Below are 14560 nucleotides of genomic sequence, written 5' to 3'. Positions count from 1 at the left end.
CCAGCTCGCGTAGTAGTCCACCAGCGGGCGGGTCTGCGAGGCATAGACCTGCAGGCGCTTCATCACGGTCTCTTCGCGGTCGTCGTCGCGCTGGATCAGCGGCTCGCCGGTCACGTCGTCCACGCCGGCCACCTTGGGCGGATTGAACTTGACGTGGTAGGTGCGGCCCGAGGCCACGTGCGAGCGGCGTCCGCTCATGCGCTCGACGATGGCCTCGAAGGGCACGTCGATCTCCAGCACGTAGTCGAGCTTGACGCCCGCGTCCTTCATCGCGTCGGCCTGCGGGATCGTGCGGGGGAAGCCGTCGAACAGGAAGCCGTTCGAGCAATCGGGCTGCGCGATGCGTTCCTTGACGAGGCCGATGATGATGTCGTCGCCCACCAGGCCGCCTGCGTCCATCACCTTCCTCGCTTCGACGCCGAGCTTGGTGCCCGCCTTGACCGCTGCGCGCAGCATGTCGCCGGTGGAGATCTGCGGGATGCCGAAACGCCGGCAGATGAAGGCCGCTTGCGTGCCTTTGCCGGCGCCGGGTGCGCCCAGCAGGATCAGTCTCATCGCGAATCTCTCCGTGCTTCGTCGAGCCGGCATGCTACGCAGGTTTTCAGCGCAGGCGACCGCAGGTTTTCGAGCGATTGCGCTCAGCGGCGCGCCGGGCCGAGCAGCGCGCGCACACGCTCCAGGTCCTCCGCGGTGTCCACGCCGGCATGCGGCCGAAGCGGGGTCACGTGCACCGCGATGCGCTCGCCGTGCCACAGCACGCGCAACTGCTCCAGCGACTCGAGTTGCTCCAACGGGCTCGGCGCCAGCTGCGGGAAACGTTGCAGAAAGGCGCATCGGTAGGCGTAGAGGCCGACGTGCCGCAGCGGACGCGGCTGCGGCAGCTCGACGCCCGGCTGATCCAGCCCGCGCGCATAGCCGTCGCGCCACCAGGGCAGCGGCGCGCGCGAAAAGTACTGCGCGCGGCCGAGCGCGTCGCACACCAGCTTGACGACGTTCGGGTTGCGCAAATCGGCCAGCGTGTCGATCGAATGCGCGGCGGTCGCCATCACGCATTCCGCACGTTCGGCGAGCAACTGCGCGCAGGCGTCGATCAGTGCCGGCTCGATCAGCGGCTCGTCGCCCTGCACGTTCACGACGATCTCTTCGCCGGCCAGGCCGAGCAGCGCGCAGGCTTCGGCGAGGCGATCGCTGCCGGTCGCGTGCTCGACGCGGGTCAGCAGCGCGTCGATGCCGTGCTCACGGCATGCTGCGACGATGCGCGCGTCGTCGGCCGCGACCACGACCCGCGACGCCGCGCTTCGCTGCGCCTGCCGCGCGACGCGCACCACCATCGGCAGGCCGGCGATGTCGGCGAGCGGCTTGTTCGCGAGCCGCGTCGAGGCGAGCCGCGCGGGGATCAGGACGGAAAAGGGCATGGTGCCGGCGGCGCCGCTTCGGCGCGGGCGTGTCAGTCGAGTGGCGCCGGCTGCGACAGCGGCTCGTCCAGGCTGCGCGCCTCGCCTTCGAGCATCACCGGGATGCCGTCGCGGATCGGGTAGGCGAGTCGGTCGGCGTTGCAGACCAGTTCGGGCGCAGCGTCCTCGCGGCTCAACGGGCCCTTGCAGACGGGGCAGACCAGCAGGGCGATCAATCGGCTGTCCATCGTGTCTTGGCGGGTGGATTACGCAGGCGCGGGGCCAGGTCGGCGAGGGCCGCATCGAGCAGTGCGCCGAAGGCCGGTTCGGGCTCGAAGTCTAGCGGCGCGACCCAGACGCGCGTCGCGGGCCGCTCGCGCGCGAGGCGTTGCGCATCCAGCTTGACCGCGTCCTTTTCCGTGACCACCACGTCCGTCGCGCTCGCCGGCCAGGGCAGCGTCTCGAACGCAGCGTGATCGGGCAGGGGCAGTGCCTCGAAGTGCAGGCCGGCCGCAGCGAGCATCGCGAAGAAGCGCTGCGGCTGCGCGATGCCGGCGCAAGCGAGCGGCGCACGATCCTGCAAGGCGGACAACGCCGCGGCCGAAGCCGGCTCGCCTTGCCACCAAGCCGCGAGGTCGACGACGCCGCCGATGCGCCGCCGCGCGATGGCACCCGCGATCCGCGTGCTGCGGACACCGTCGGTGTAGAGGTGCAGCAGATGCCGGCCGCGCGGGGCTGCGTCGATCGGTTCGCGCAGCGGCCCGGCAGGCAGCGGCCAGCCGTTGCCGGCGCCGCGCGCGTCGAACACGACGACCTCGACATCACGCGCCCAGCGCAGGTGCTGCAGGCCGTCGTCCGCGACGAGACAGTCGAGCTCGGGATGCGCATCGAGCAGCAGCGCGGCCGCGCGCGCGCGATCGGCGCCGACCACCACCGGCACGCCTGCGCGCCGGTACAGCAGCAGCGGCTCGTCGCCGACGGCTCCCGCGTGGCTCGAGGCTTCGACCACCGTGGGCTCGCGGCCCTTTCGTCCATGTCCGCGCGAGACGATGCCGGGCCTGCGGCCACGCGCGCGCAGGTGGTCGACGATCGCCAGCACCGTCGGTGTCTTGCCCGCGCCGCCGGCGACTCGGTTGCCCACGACAATCACCGGCACCGCGCTCGTCACGGTGGCGAGCCAGCCGCGCCGGTAAGCGACGCGCCTCAGCGCGGTGACGCCCGCGTAGAGCCGGCCGAGCGGCCACAGCGCGCAGGCCAGCGGCCCGCGTTGCAGCCAGGCCAAAGTCAGCGTCGCTTCGAAGCCCGCCAAGCGCGGGCGCTCGCTCAATTCGAGCCGGCTGCGCCGTTGCGGCCCGCCTGGGTCGCGAAGCTCAGCTGCGAGAGGCCCACCCGCCGCGCCGCGTCCATCACGTTGATCACGCTCTGGTGGGCCGCGCTGGCATCGGCCGACACGATCACCACTCGCTCGCGGTTGCCCTCGGCCGCGACCGCGAGCGCCGCGCCGAGCGTGGCCACGTCGCGGCCCGCGACCGCCTGGCCGCTCACGGTGTAGCGGCCGTCGCTGGAGACACCGACGATGATTTCCTTCGGATAGTCGCGTGCACGCTCCGCATCGGCCGACGGCAGGTTGATCTTCAGCTCGGTGAACTTCGAGAAGGTCGTCGAGAGCATCAGGAAGATCAGGATGACCAGCAGCACGTCGATGAACGGGATCAGGTTGATCTCCGGCTCGTCGCTGCGGCGCGGGCGGAAGTTCAGCGCCATCGAAGGCTGCTCCTCAGCCGCCGCTGCGCGAGACGAAGCGCAGCAGGTGCGGCGTCATCCGCTCGCAGGCCTGCTCGAGCGCGATGGCGTACTCGTCGACGCGGCCGCGGAAGTAGCGGTGGAACATCAGCGACGGGATCGCGACGATCAGCCCGAACGCGGTGTTGTAGAGCGCGATCGAGATGCCGCGCGCCAGCTGTTCCGGGTTGCCGCCGACGCCGCTGCTCGGCGCCTGCGAGCCGAAGATCTCGATCATCCCGATGATCGTGCCGAGCAGCCCGAGCAGCGGCGCGGCCGAGGCGATCGTGCCCAGCGTGTTCAGGTAGCGCTCGAGACGGTGGACCGCGGCGCGGCCCGAGGATTCGAAGGCCAGGCGCAGACCTTCTTCGCTGATGCGCGGATCGGCGATCACCGCGCGCAGACCGCTGGCGAGCACGCTGCCGAGCGTCGAACTCGCCGACAGCTTGTTGACCACCTCGGGCGACGGCAGGCTCTTGCTGCTGACCGACAGCACTTCGTCGAGCAGCCGCGGCGGCGCGACGCGGATCGTGCGAAGACTGTTGAAGCGCTCGATCACCAGGGCCAGGGCCACGACGGAACACAGCACCAGCGGCCAGATCGGCCACCCGGCCGCTTGGATGATCGAAAGCAAAGAGGTCCCCCGGATTTCGGCTGGCGCGCATTATGGCGACGGCCCTTGCGGCGTCCAGCCAAGCGCCGCGGCAAACGCAAAATGCAACCGTCCACCGTTGGTGTGGACAACTTTGTGGGCAACCGCACCGCTCAGTGCCCGCAAGGCGCGCCAATCCACGCTTCGTACAGATTGCTCGTTCGATGAGCAGGCAGAAACCCTTGCAAAACAATGACTTGCGTCAGTTTGACGAGTCGATGACAGCCGCACCCAGCCGGCAGGCCTTGATTGGCGCGCTTGTGGAGTTCCGACCCCGCATCCGCAGGGGCTGCGTGGCCCGGACCACCGTGTGCACACGCGATCCGGCGTGCCCGGGCGGCCGATGAACCGGCCTTTCGAGGCGGCCGCGCCGGCGGTCAAGGTGTGGGACGTCGCGGCCCTGGTGCTGGCGATCGGCGATGCGCTGAACGCGCGCTTTCCGGCGTTGGCGGTCCGCGGTGAGATCGCGGCCTTCTCGCGTGCCGCGAGCGGGCATTGCTACTTCGCGCTGAAGGACGCCGAGGGCCGCGCCGCGATCCGCTGCGTGATGTTCCGCCGCGCCGCCGCGCTCGCCGGCTTCGAGCCGCGCGACGGCGACGAAGTCGAGCTGCGCGGCCGCCTCGCGGTCTACGAGGCGCGCGGCGAACTGCAGCTGGTGGCCGAAAGCATCCGGCGCGCCGGCGACGGCGCGCTGCTCGAACGCTTCCGCCGCCTGCGCGCCGAACTCGACGCCGAAGGCCTGTTCGACGATGCGCGCAAGCGCCCGATCCCGGCGCATCCGCGGGCGCTGGCGGTCGTCACCTCGACGGCTGCCGCGGCGCTGCACGATGTGCTGGCTTCGTTCGCGCGCCGCGCGCCGCAGGTCGCGCTGCACGTCTTTCCGGCGCCGGTGCAGGGCACGGGAGCCGCTACCGCGCTGGCCGAAGCGTTGGCCGCGGCGGGGCGCAGCGGCCTCGTCGATGCGGTGTTGCTGGTGCGCGGCGGCGGTTCGCTCGAAGACCTGTGGGCCTACAACGAGCCGGTGCTGGTGCGCGCGGTCGCCGCCTGCGGGGTGCCGGTGATCGCCGGCATCGGCCACGAGACCGACGTGACGCTCGCCGACCTCGCGGCCGACCTGCGCGCGCCGACGCCGACCGCTGCCGCCGAGCTGGCCACGCCGTCGCGCGCGCAACTCGCGATCGCGCTCGACACGCTGGCCGAGCGCGGCCGACGCGCGCTGCGTCGGCGCCTCGAAGCGCAAGCGCAGGCCGTCGACCGGCACGCACTGCGCGTCGCGCGGCCCGCGCGTGCGCTGGCGAATGCGCGCGAGCGGCTGCTGGCGCTGCGCGAGCGGCATGCGAACGCGGCGCAGCGCGTCTTGCGGGTCGAACGACAGCGCCAGGCCGCTGCGCTGCATCGCCTGGCCGCTGCTGCAACGCGCTCGAGCTCGCTCGCGGCGCGCCGGCTCGAACTTGCCGGTGCGCGGCTCGCCGCGCTCGACCCGCAGCGCGTGCTCGCGCGCGGCTACGCGTGGCTCAGCGACGACGACGGCCGCACGCTGGTGTCGGCCACCGCGGTCGCGCCGGGCCAGCGCGTGCGCGCGCGGCTGGCCGACGGCGCGATCGACGCCAGCGTCCTCGCGGTGCGCCTCGACGACGAACGCGCTTGAGTCGCGGCGAGCCCCGGCCAGCGCGATGGTCGTAGGCGGCTGCCTAGAATCGTCCGTCGCTCTCCTCTCGGGATCGTCCACCCGGTCTCCCAGCCACCTTCAAGAGCAAGGAAAGACACCATGGAACACAAGCTCCCGCCGTTGCCTTACCCCGCCGACGCCCTGGCGCCGCACATGTCGAAGGAGACTTTCGACTTCCACTACGGCAAGCACCATCAGGCCTACGTCACCAACCTGAACAACCTCATCAAGGGCACCGAGTTCGAGGCGAAGTCGCTCGAGGAGATCGTCAAGAGCTCCAGCGGCGGCATCTTCAACAACGCCGCGCAGGTGTGGAATCACAGCTTTTTCTGGGAAAGCATGAAGCCGCAGGGCGGGGGCGAGCCGAGCGGCAAGCTGGCCGACGCGATCAACGCCAAGTGGGGCAGCTACGCCGCCTTCAAGGAAGCGTTCACCAAGAGCGCGGTCGGCAACTTCGGCTCGGGCTGGACTTGGCTGGTGGCCAAGGCCGACGGCAGCGTCGACATCGTCAACACCAGCAACGCGCAGACGCCACTCACTACGGGCGATAAGCCGCTGCTGACGCTCGACGTCTGGGAGCACGCCTACTACATCGATCATCGCAACGCGCGGCCGAAGTTCATCGAGACCTTCTTCGCGCACCTCGTCAACTGGCCGAAGGCGCAGGAGCGCGCCGGCTGAGGGTTTCGCGGCTCGCCGATCGGGCCGGTCATCGCGACCGGCCTTTTCGTTTCAGCGCGAGAACGCGCCGCCGGCCAGCCGATCGCCGGCCTTGATGCCGCGCTTGGCGAACCAGCCCTGGTTCATCTCGAGCACCAGCCGCACGGGTTTGGACGAGCAGGTGGACTCGAGCGTCTTCGGCGGCATCTCGGCGATCGACTCGATGCGGCCGTCGTCGGCGACGAAGGCGATCGACAACGGGATCAGCGTGTTCTTCATCCAGAAGCACTGCGTCGCCGGCTGCTCGAAGACGAACAGCATGCCGTCGTTGGGCCCCAGCGTCGGCCGGTGCATCAGGCCGATCGCGCGCTGCTCGGGCGTGCGCGCGACCTCGGCCTGGATGTTGTGGATGCCGGCGTTGAGCCGGATCGCGGCCAGCTTCTGCGGGCCTTCCTGTGCCGGCGCGGCGCTTGCCGCACCGATGGACAGCGCCACGACGAGGCGGATCGGCAATCGCGAAGGCATGGACGTCACGGCAGGCAGTCGAAGCTTGGGCGCCGCAATTTAGCGCGGCGAGTCGGCAAGGCGGCAGGCCGGCGGAGGCTGCGGGGATCGTCGCGAACCGGCTCGCGCTTGCCGGAACGCCGCCTAGAATTTCGTCCGTTCTTTGTCGTTTGCAAAGCGTCGTCCACCGCGGAGATTCGCCTCATGTACCAGCACATCAAGATCCCGGCCGGCGGCCAGAAGATCACCGTCAACGCCGACTCCTCGCTGAAGGTTCCCGACGAGCCGGTGATTCCCTACATCGAGGGCGACGGCACCGGCTTCGACATCACGCCGGTGATGATCAAGGTGGTCGACGCCGCGGTCGCCAAGGCCTATGGCGGCAAGAAGAAGATCCACTGGATGGAGATCTACGCGGGCGAGAAGTCCACGCGGATCTACGGCCCCGACGTGTGGCTGCCCGAAGAGACGCTGGCCGCGCTGCGCGAGTACGTGGTCTCGATCAAGGGGCCGCTGACGACGCCCGTCGGCGGCGGCATTCGCAGCCTGAACGTCGCGCTGCGCCAGGAACTCGACCTCTACGTCTGCCTGCGCCCGGTGCAGTACTTCAAGGGCGTGCCCTCGCCGGTGAAGGAGCCCGAGAAGATCGACATGGTCATCTTCCGCGAGAACTCGGAGGACATCTACGCCGGCATCGAGTACGAGGCTGAGAGCGACAAAGCGAAGAAGCTGATCAAGTTCCTTCAGGACGAGATGGGCGTCAAGAAGATCCGCTTCCCGGCGACCTCCGGCATTGGCATCAAGCCGGTCTCGCGCGAAGGCACCGAGCGCCTGGTGCGCAAGGCCTTCCAGTACGCGATCGACAACGACAAGCCCAACGTCACGATCGTGCACAAGGGCAACATCATGAAGTTCACCGAGGGCGGCTTCCGCGACTGGGCGTATGCCCTGGCGCAAAAGGAGTTCGGCGCCGAGCTGATCGACGGCGGGCCGTGGTGCAAGTTCAAGAACCCGAAGACCGGCAAGGACATCGTAGTGAAGGACTCGATCGCCGATGCCTTCCTGCAGCAGATCCTGCTGCGCCCGGCCGAGTACTCGGTGATCGCGACGCTGAACTTGAACGGCGACTACATCTCCGACGCGCTGGCGGCGCAGGTCGGCGGCATCGGCATCGCGCCGGGCGCCAACCTCTCCGACTCGGTCGCCTGCTTCGAGGCGACCCACGGCACCGCGCCGAAGTACGCCGGCAAGGACTACGTCAACCCCGGCTCAGAGATCCTCTCGGCCGAGATGATGCTGCGCCACATGGGCTGGACCGAAGCGGCCGACCTGATCATCAGCTCGATGGAAAAGGCGATCCAGAGCAAGAAGGTCACCTACGACTTCGCACGGCTGATGGACGGCGCGACACAGGTCAGCTGCTCGGGCTTCGGCGAAGTGATGATCGAGCAGATGTGATCTGAGCTTCCTGCCTGAACCGACCCCGGCTGCCGCGAGGCGCCGGGGTTTTTTCATGGCACGCCCGCCGCAGCGTGCGCGGCCCGAAGCAGCGGCGCGTCGTGCGCGCGCAGGTGATCCTCGGCCCGTTCAAGGATGAAGTAGCGAAACGCCTCGGCCGCCGGCGACAGCAGCTTCGACTGCAGCCGCACGACGAACCAGGTGCGCATCAGCGGCGTCGCGTCGATCTCCAGCACCGCGAGCAGCCCGCTGCGCACCTCGAGCCCGACGGTGTGCAGCGACAGGAACGCCAGGCCCATGCCGGCCATCACCGCCTGCTTGATCGTCTCGTTGCTCGACATCTCCATCGTGATGCGCGGCTCGATGCGGTGCTCGGCGATCAATGCGGTGTAGGCGGCGCGCGTGCCGGAGCCCTGCTCGCGCACCAGCATCGGCAGGCCGTGCAGCGCGTTCATCGGCGCGCGGCCCAAGGCCGCGAGCGGATGCTTGGGTGGCGCGACGAAAACGAAGGGATGCGCGGCGAAGGGCTCGGCGCGCGTGGCGATCTCTCGCGGCGGCCGGCCCATCACCGAAAGATCGATCTCGCCGCTTTCCATCTGCGCGACCAGCTGCTCGCGGTTGCCGGCGACCTTCAGGCGCACCTCGACGCCGGGATGCTCCTCGTGGAAGCGCGCCAGCAGCTGCGGCACGAAGTACGTCGCGGTGCTGACGATGCCGATCGTGAGCACGCCATGTTCGAGCTTCTTGAAGCGCGTCATCGCGATGTCGGTCTCGCGCAGGTCGGCCAGCAGGCGGCGGGCGTGCACGAGGAAGTACTCGCCGGCCGTCGACAGGCTGACCTGGCGGCCGTGCCGGTCGAACAGCGACAGCCCGACCTGCGCCTCGAGCTCCTTGACCTGCATCGAGACCGCCGGCGGCGTCAGGTGCAGGCACTGCGCGGCGCGCGCCATGCTTCCTTGCTGGGCGACTTCGACGAAGACCTTCAACTGGCGAAAGCTGATGTTCATCGTTCAGCCCGGCCTGATGAATCAGGGAAGAAGGTCTGACTATCGCTGAATCGAGGCGGGTCCTACATTGATTCGGCGGGCTGTCGTGACCCGCGATCAAGGAGCCGCCGTGAACCAAGCCGTCGACGAAGGCATCGTCACCGACGCCAGGAAGCGCTACAGCGCCGGCGTGCTCAAGTACAAGCAGATGGGCTATTGGCAGCCCGATTACGAGCCGAAGACGACCGACGTGATCGCGCTGTTCCGCATCACGCCGCAAGAAGGCGTGGATGCGGAAGAAGCCGCGGCCGCGGTGGCCGGCGAATCCTCGACCGCCACATGGACGGTCGTGTGGACCGACCGGCTGACGGCCTGCGACCTCTACCGCGCCAAGGCCTACCGTGTCGACGCGGTGCCCCACACCGGCCCAGGCACGAAGACGGAGCAGCAGTACTTCGCCTACATCGCCTACGACCTCGACCTGTTCGAGCCGGGCTCGATCGCCAACCTCACCGCATCGATCATCGGCAACGTCTTCGGCTTCAAGGCCGTGAAAGCGCTGCGGCTGGAGGACATGCGCATTCCGGTGGCCTACCTCAAGACCTTCCAAGGCCCGGCGACGGGCGTCGTCGTCGAACGGGAACGGCTCGACAAGTTCGGCCGCCCGCTGCTGGGCGCGACCACCAAGCCGAAGCTCGGCCTGAGCGGCCGCAACTACGGCCGCGTTGTCTACGAAGGCCTGAAGGGCGGCCTGGACTTCATGAAGGACGACGAGAACATCAACTCGCAGCCCTTCATGCATTGGCGCGACCGCTACCTGTACTGCATGGAAGCGGTGAACAAGGCGAGTGCAGCGACCGGCGAGGTGAAGGGCCATTACCTCAACGTCACCGCCGGTACGATGGAGGCGATGTACGAGCGCGCCGAGTTCGCGAAGAGCCTGGGCTCGGTGATCGTCATGATCGATCTGGTCGTCGGCTACACCGCGATCCAGTCGATGGCCGCCTGGGCGCGCAAGAACGACGTCATCCTCCACCTGCACCGCGCCGGCAACAGCACCTATTCGCGGCAGAAGAACCACGGCATGAACTTCCGCGTGATCTGCAAGTGGATGCGCATGGCCGGCGTCGATCACCTCCACGCGGGCACCGTGGTCGGCAAGCTCGAGGGCGACCCGATGATGATCCGGGGCTTCTACGACACGCTGCTCGACACCCGCACCCAGGTGCAGCTGGAGAAGGGCCTGTTCTTCGAGCAGGAGTGGGCCTCGCTGAACAAGGTGATGCCGGTGGCTTCAGGCGGCATCCACGCCGGGCAGATGCACCAGCTGCTCACCTACCTCGGCGAGGACGTGGTGCTGCAGTTCGGTGGCGGAACCATCGGCCATCCGCAGGGCATCCAGGCCGGCGCAACCGCCAACCGCGTCGCGCTCGAAGCGATGGTGCTGGCACGCAACGAGGGCCGCGACATCTGGAACGAGGGCCCGCAGATCCTTCAGGACGCGGCCAAGTGGTGCACGCCGCTGAAGCAGGCGCTCGACACCTGGGGCGAAGTCAGCTTCAACTACGAATCCACCGACACCGCGGATTTCGTGCCGACGCCGACGCTGTCGGCCTGAAAGGACATCAAGCCATGATGACCAACCACGGCCGCCGCCTCACGCAGGGCCAGTTCTCCTACCTGCCCGATCTCACCGACGCTCAGATCGCCAAGCAGCTCGAGTACGCGCTGAAGCACCACTACGCGGTCGGCATCGAGTACACCGACGATCCGCACCCGCGCAACACCTACTGGGACATGTTCGGCAACCCGATGTTCGACCTGAAGGATCCGGCCGGCATCCTTGCGGAAATCAATCAGTGCCGGAAGACGTTTCCGAGCCACTACATCCGCGTGACGGCTTTCGATTCGACGTGCGGCGTCGAGTCGCCGCGGATGTCGTTCATCGTCAACCGGCCGAAGAACGAGCCGGGCTTCGGGCTCGCGCGGCAAGAGGCCGAAGGCCGGCAGCTGCGCTACCGCGTCTCGTCCTACGCGACCGACAAGCCCGAAGGCGAGCGCTACTAGCGGGGCGCGAGGAGGGTGGCATGACGGACGCGGTGATCGAGCCTGCCCCGGCGAAGGCCGCGCCGCGCACCGTCAGCGAGGTGCTGGCGCAAAGCCAGGTCGAAGCGGTGATGGACGAGCTGGAGCGCGATCTGGTGGGGCTCGTGCCGGTGAAGCAGCGTATCCGCGACATCGCCGCGCTGCTGGTGATCGACCGGCTGCGCACGGGGCTCGGGGTCGTGCAGAAGCAGGGCAGCGCGCCACCGTCGCTGCACATGAGCTTCACCGGCAACCCGGGCACCGGCAAGACGACGGTCGCGATGCGCATGGCGCAGATCCTTCACCGGCTGGGCTACGTGCGCAAAGGGCACCTCGTCGCGGTGACGCGCGACGATCTCGTCGGCCAGTACATCGGCCATACCGCGCCCAAGACCAAGGAAGTGCTCAAGCGTGCGATGGGCGGCGTGCTGTTCATCGACGAGGCCTACTACCTCTACCGCCCCGAGAACGAGCGCGACTACGGCCAGGAGGCGATCGAGATCCTGCTGCAGGTGATGGAGAACCAGCGCGACGACCTCGTCGTGATCCTCGCCGGCTACAAAGCGCGCATGGACACCTTCTTCCAGTCCAATCCCGGCATGAGCAGCCGCATCGCGCACCACCTCGACTTCCCCGACTACGCGCCCGACGAGCTGCTCGCGATCACCGACCGCATGCTCGAGGCCGCGGGCTTCCGCTTCGACGCCGGCGCGCGCGAGGTCTTCGCCGACTACCTTGCGCGCCGCATCGCCCAGCCGCATTTCGCCAACGCGCGCAGCGTGCGCAATGCGCTCGACCGCATGCGGCTGCGCCAGGCGAGCCGGCTGTTCGCCGACCGCGATCGCGCGTGGACGCGCGAGGAGCTGACCACACTGAGCGCCGCGGACATCCGCGCGAGCCGCGTGTTCACGCAGACTTGAACGGCACAAGGACGCTGGGATGCCTCTTTCGCAACGCTGGACGCTGACGCGCTACCTGATCGAGGAGCGGCGCCGCTTTCCGCAGGCCAGCGGCGACCTCAACGGCTTGATCCTCGATGCGTCGATCGCCTGCAAGGCGCTCGCGCGCATCGTCTCGTTCGGCGCGCTCGGCGAGGGCGCCGCGGCGGCCGGTCTGCGCACGCAGGACGGCGATCCGCCGCAGGCGCTCCACCTGCTCGGCCACGAGATCTTCGTGCGCATGAACGACTGGAACGGGCACCTCGCGGGCATGGCTTCGGGCGAGGCGTTGGGGCTGGTGCAGATCCCGCCGGGCCACGCGCGCGGGAAGTACCTGCTGGTGTTCAATGCGATCGACGGCACCGCCAACCTGGACGTCAATGTCTCGGTCGGCAGCATCTTCTCGATCCTGCGCGCGCCGGCCGACGCGATCACAAACGGTCGTGATGCCTGCGAGGCCGACTTCCTGCAGGCCGGCGCGACGCAGGTCGCGGCGGGCTACGCGCTCTACGGCCCGACGACGATGTTCGTGTTGACGGTGGGCAACGGCGTCGCCGGCTTCACGCTGAACCCGAACCTCGGCGAGTTCGTGCTGACGCACCCGAACATCCAGGTGCCCGACGACACGCAGGAGTTCGCGATCAACAGCTCGAACAGCCGCTTCTGGGAGCCGCCGGTCAAGCGCTACGTCGACGAATGCATGGCCGGACGTACGGGGCCGCGCGGCAAGGACTTCAACATGCGCTGGATCGCGAGCACGGTGGCCGAGGCCCATCGCATCCTGATGCGCGGCGGCGTCTTCCTCGATCCGCGCGACACGCAGGAGACCAACCGCTCCGGCCGCCTGCGCCTGCTGCACGAGGCCGGCCCGATCGGCTTCGTGATGGAACAGGCCGGCGGGCGCGCGAGCACCGGCCGCCAGCCGGTGCTGGGCGTCACCCCGAGCACGATGCAGCAGACGGTCGGCTGCATCTTCGGCTCGAAGAACGAGGTCGAACGCATCGAGCGCTACCACCGCGAGCCCGATGCCCGCGAGCACCCGACGCCGCTGTTCGGCGAGCGCAGCTTGTTCCGAGCCTGAGAATCCGCGCAACGAACGTCATGTCCGAACGCCATCCCATCATCGCGATCACCGGTTCGTCCGGCGCCGGCACCTCTTCGGTCACGCGCACCTTCGAGAACATCTTCCGCCGCGAGAACATCAGCGCCGCGATCATCGAGGGCGACAGCTTCCATCGCCACGACCGCAAGGAAATGCGGGCGCGCCAGAGCGAGGCCGAGGCCGAGGGCAACATGAACTTCAGCCACTTCGGGCCGGAGAACAACCTCTTCCCCGAACTGGAGCAGCTGTTTCGCAGCTACAGCGAATCGGGCGGCGGGCGGCGGCGCAAGTACCTGCACGATCCGGTCGAGGCCGCGCCCTACGGCCAGGAGCCCGGCACCTTCACGCCCTGGGAAGAACTGCCGCCCAACACCGACATCCTCTTCTACGAGGGGCTGCACGGCGCGGTCGTCACGCCCGAAGTCGATATCGCGCGCTACCCGGATCTGCTGATCGGCGTGGTGCCGGTGATCAACCTCGAATGGATCCAGAAGCTTTGGCGTGACAAGCACGTGCGCGGCTACTCGACCGAGGCGGTGACGGACACCATCCTGCGCCGCATGCCGGACTACGTGAACTACATCGTTCCGCAGTTCGCCCACACGCACGTCAACTTCCAGCGCGTGCCGGTGGTGGACACCAGCAACCCCTTCATCGCGCGTGACATCCCGAGCGCCGACGAGAGCATCTGCGTCATCCGCTTCGCGAACCCGAAGGGCATCGACTTCCCCTACCTGCTCCAGATGATCGACAAGTCGTGGATGTCGCGCTCGAACACCATCGTCGTGCCGGGCGGCAAGATGGATCTCGCGATGCAGCTGATCTTCACGCCCTTCATCTGGCGGATGATGGAAAGGCGCCAGCGCAACGTGGGCGCGCTGTGATGGCGCCCAAGCAGCGCCGCTGGCAGCTCATCAGCTTCGACCTCGACGGCACGCTGGTCGATACCGCCGCCGAGATCGCCGAAGCGGCCAACCGCGTGCTCGAGGCCCACGGGCTCGCACGACGCTCGCCGGCGCAGATCACGCTCTTCGTCGGTGCCGGCACGCACGAGTTGATCCGGCGCCTGCATGCGCTGTGCGAGCAGGACGAGCCGGGCCTGGCCGAGCGCGTACCGGTGTCGTCGCTGTTGTCCGCGATGGATCGGCACTACCAGGACACCACCGGAACCGTAGCGCAACCTTATGCGGGTTGCCGCGACATGCTCGACCGCCTCAAGCAGGCGGGCCTGCGGCTCGCCTGCGTGACCAACAAGGAACTGCGCCATGCGCGCCGCGTGCTTGAGGTGACGGCGCTCGATGGCTGCTTCGAGCTCGTCATCGGCGGCGAT

The 14560-nt window shown here is 68.5% G+C and carries 17 protein-coding genes; 9 read left to right on the top strand and 8 right to left on the bottom strand.

Going from position 1 to position 14560, the window contains the following annotated elements:
• The 6 genes from adk to VFR90_RS04700 all read right to left on the bottom strand — a co-directional run.
• The coding region (gene adk / locus VFR90_RS04725) for an adenylate kinase (RefSeq protein ID WP_326404906.1) at positions 1-555 on the bottom strand (555 nt) is incomplete at its 3' end.
• Between the two features lie 83 nt (positions 556-638).
• Entirely contained in the window at positions 639-1415 is a 777-nt protein-coding gene (gene kdsB, locus VFR90_RS04720) for a 3-deoxy-manno-octulosonate cytidylyltransferase (protein ID WP_326404905.1), read from the bottom strand.
• Between the two features lie 32 nt (positions 1416-1447).
• Positions 1448-1642, bottom strand: a complete 195-nt coding sequence (locus VFR90_RS04715; RefSeq protein WP_326404904.1) for a Trm112 family protein — start codon at positions 1640-1642, stop codon at positions 1448-1450.
• A complete protein-coding gene (lpxK, locus tag VFR90_RS04710) occupies positions 1627-2703 on the bottom strand; it encodes a tetraacyldisaccharide 4'-kinase (protein ID WP_326404903.1) in 1077 nt (358 codons plus the stop codon). Before lpxK ends, VFR90_RS04715 begins: the two co-directional genes overlap by 16 nt.
• Before the next feature lie 14 nt (positions 2704-2717).
• A complete protein-coding gene (locus VFR90_RS04705; RefSeq protein ID WP_326404907.1) occupies positions 2718-3152 on the bottom strand; it encodes an ExbD/TolR family protein in 435 nt (144 codons plus the stop codon).
• A 19-nt stretch (positions 3153-3171) separates the two neighbouring features.
• On the bottom strand, positions 3172-3810 hold the full coding sequence (locus tag VFR90_RS04700; protein WP_326404902.1) for a MotA/TolQ/ExbB proton channel family protein: 639 nt from the start codon (positions 3808-3810) through the stop codon (positions 3172-3174).
• A gap of 361 nt (positions 3811-4171) precedes the next feature.
• On the opposite strand from VFR90_RS04700, the gene xseA reads away from it, so the two are divergent.
• Together xseA and VFR90_RS04690 are read left to right on the top strand one after the other, a co-directional pair.
• Positions 4172-5476, top strand: coding sequence for an exodeoxyribonuclease VII large subunit (gene xseA / locus VFR90_RS04695; RefSeq protein WP_414676489.1), 1305 nt, complete (start codon positions 4172-4174; stop codon positions 5474-5476).
• Positions 5477-5596: 120 nt separating this feature from the next.
• Positions 5597-6178 (top strand): superoxide dismutase, encoded by a 582-nt coding sequence (locus VFR90_RS04690; RefSeq protein ID WP_326404900.1) that lies wholly within the window; start codon positions 5597-5599, stop codon positions 6176-6178.
• Between the two features lie 51 nt (positions 6179-6229).
• On the opposite strand, the gene VFR90_RS04685 is transcribed toward VFR90_RS04690, so the two are convergent.
• Positions 6230-6682: a DUF192 domain-containing protein gene (locus VFR90_RS04685; protein WP_326404899.1), complete on the bottom strand. Its 453-nt coding sequence runs from the start codon at positions 6680-6682 to the stop codon at positions 6230-6232.
• A 183-nt stretch (positions 6683-6865) separates the two neighbouring features.
• Here VFR90_RS04685 and icd point away from each other — a divergent pair, with 183 nt between their 5' ends.
• Positions 6866-8119, top strand: coding sequence for an NADP-dependent isocitrate dehydrogenase (icd, locus tag VFR90_RS04680; protein WP_326404898.1), 1254 nt, complete (start codon positions 6866-6868; stop codon positions 8117-8119).
• Between the two features lie 53 nt (positions 8120-8172).
• Here icd and VFR90_RS04675 read toward each other — a convergent pair whose 3' ends face one another.
• Positions 8173-9126: a LysR family transcriptional regulator gene (locus VFR90_RS04675; RefSeq protein WP_326404897.1), complete on the bottom strand. Its 954-nt coding sequence runs from the start codon at positions 9124-9126 to the stop codon at positions 8173-8175.
• A 109-nt stretch (positions 9127-9235) separates the two neighbouring features.
• On the opposite strand from VFR90_RS04675, the gene VFR90_RS04670 reads away from it, so the two are divergent.
• The 6 genes from VFR90_RS04670 to VFR90_RS04645 all read left to right on the top strand — a co-directional run.
• The gene (locus VFR90_RS04670) at positions 9236-10723 is read left to right on the top strand and encodes a ribulose-bisphosphate carboxylase large subunit (protein WP_326404896.1); all 1488 of its coding nucleotides are present in this window, start codon (positions 9236-9238) and stop codon (positions 10721-10723) included.
• Between the two features lie 14 nt (positions 10724-10737).
• Positions 10738-11172: a ribulose bisphosphate carboxylase small subunit gene (locus tag VFR90_RS04665; protein WP_326404895.1), complete on the top strand. Its 435-nt coding sequence runs from the start codon at positions 10738-10740 to the stop codon at positions 11170-11172.
• Positions 11173-11192: 20 nt separating this feature from the next.
• On the top strand, positions 11193-12110 hold the full coding sequence (cbbX, locus tag VFR90_RS04660; RefSeq protein WP_326404893.1) for a CbbX protein: 918 nt from the start codon (positions 11193-11195) through the stop codon (positions 12108-12110).
• Positions 12111-12129: 19 nt separating this feature from the next.
• Positions 12130-13209 (top strand): class 1 fructose-bisphosphatase, encoded by a 1080-nt coding sequence (locus VFR90_RS04655; protein ID WP_326404891.1) that lies wholly within the window; start codon positions 12130-12132, stop codon positions 13207-13209.
• 20 nt (positions 13210-13229) lie between these two features.
• Positions 13230-14114 carry a phosphoribulokinase gene (locus VFR90_RS04650; RefSeq protein ID WP_326404890.1) on the top strand — a complete coding sequence of 295 codons (885 nt, stop codon included), beginning with the start codon at positions 13230-13232 and terminating at the stop codon, positions 14112-14114.
• Positions 14114-14560, top strand: a 447-nt coding sequence (locus tag VFR90_RS04645; protein WP_326404888.1) for an HAD hydrolase-like protein, incomplete at its 3' end; no start/stop codon positions are given. The genes VFR90_RS04650 and VFR90_RS04645, both read left to right, overlap by 1 nt.

Source organism: Methylibium sp., from assembly GCF_035762065.1.
Taxonomy (GTDB): domain Bacteria; phylum Pseudomonadota; class Gammaproteobacteria; order Burkholderiales; family Burkholderiaceae_C; genus Methylibium.
This window is presented reverse-complemented; position numbering and strand designations above follow the sequence as displayed.

What these genes read in the sequence shown, in the direction of transcription:
- kdsB (WP_326404905.1), bottom strand. Translation starts at nt 1,415, where the DNA reads ATGCCCTTTTCCGTCCTGATCCCCGCGCGGCTCGCCTCGACGCGGCTC.
- VFR90_RS04715 (WP_326404904.1), bottom strand. Translation starts at nt 1,642, where the DNA reads ATGGACAGCCGATTGATCGCCCTGCTGGTCTGCCCCGTCTGCAAGGGC.
- xseA (WP_414676489.1), top strand. Translation starts at nt 4,172, where the DNA reads ATGAACCGGCCTTTCGAGGCGGCCGCGCCGGCGGTCAAGGTGTGGGAC.
- VFR90_RS04690 (WP_326404900.1), top strand. Translation starts at nt 5,597, where the DNA reads ATGGAACACAAGCTCCCGCCGTTGCCTTACCCCGCCGACGCCCTGGCG.
- VFR90_RS04685 (WP_326404899.1), bottom strand. Translation starts at nt 6,682, where the DNA reads ATGCCTTCGCGATTGCCGATCCGCCTCGTCGTGGCGCTGTCCATCGGT.
- icd (WP_326404898.1), top strand. Translation starts at nt 6,866, where the DNA reads ATGTACCAGCACATCAAGATCCCGGCCGGCGGCCAGAAGATCACCGTC.
- VFR90_RS04675 (WP_326404897.1), bottom strand. Translation starts at nt 9,126, where the DNA reads ATGAACATCAGCTTTCGCCAGTTGAAGGTCTTCGTCGAAGTCGCCCAG.
- VFR90_RS04665 (WP_326404895.1), top strand. Translation starts at nt 10,738, where the DNA reads ATGATGACCAACCACGGCCGCCGCCTCACGCAGGGCCAGTTCTCCTAC.
- cbbX (WP_326404893.1), top strand. Translation starts at nt 11,193, where the DNA reads ATGACGGACGCGGTGATCGAGCCTGCCCCGGCGAAGGCCGCGCCGCGC.
- VFR90_RS04655 (WP_326404891.1), top strand. Translation starts at nt 12,130, where the DNA reads ATGCCTCTTTCGCAACGCTGGACGCTGACGCGCTACCTGATCGAGGAG.
- VFR90_RS04650 (WP_326404890.1), top strand. Translation starts at nt 13,230, where the DNA reads ATGTCCGAACGCCATCCCATCATCGCGATCACCGGTTCGTCCGGCGCC.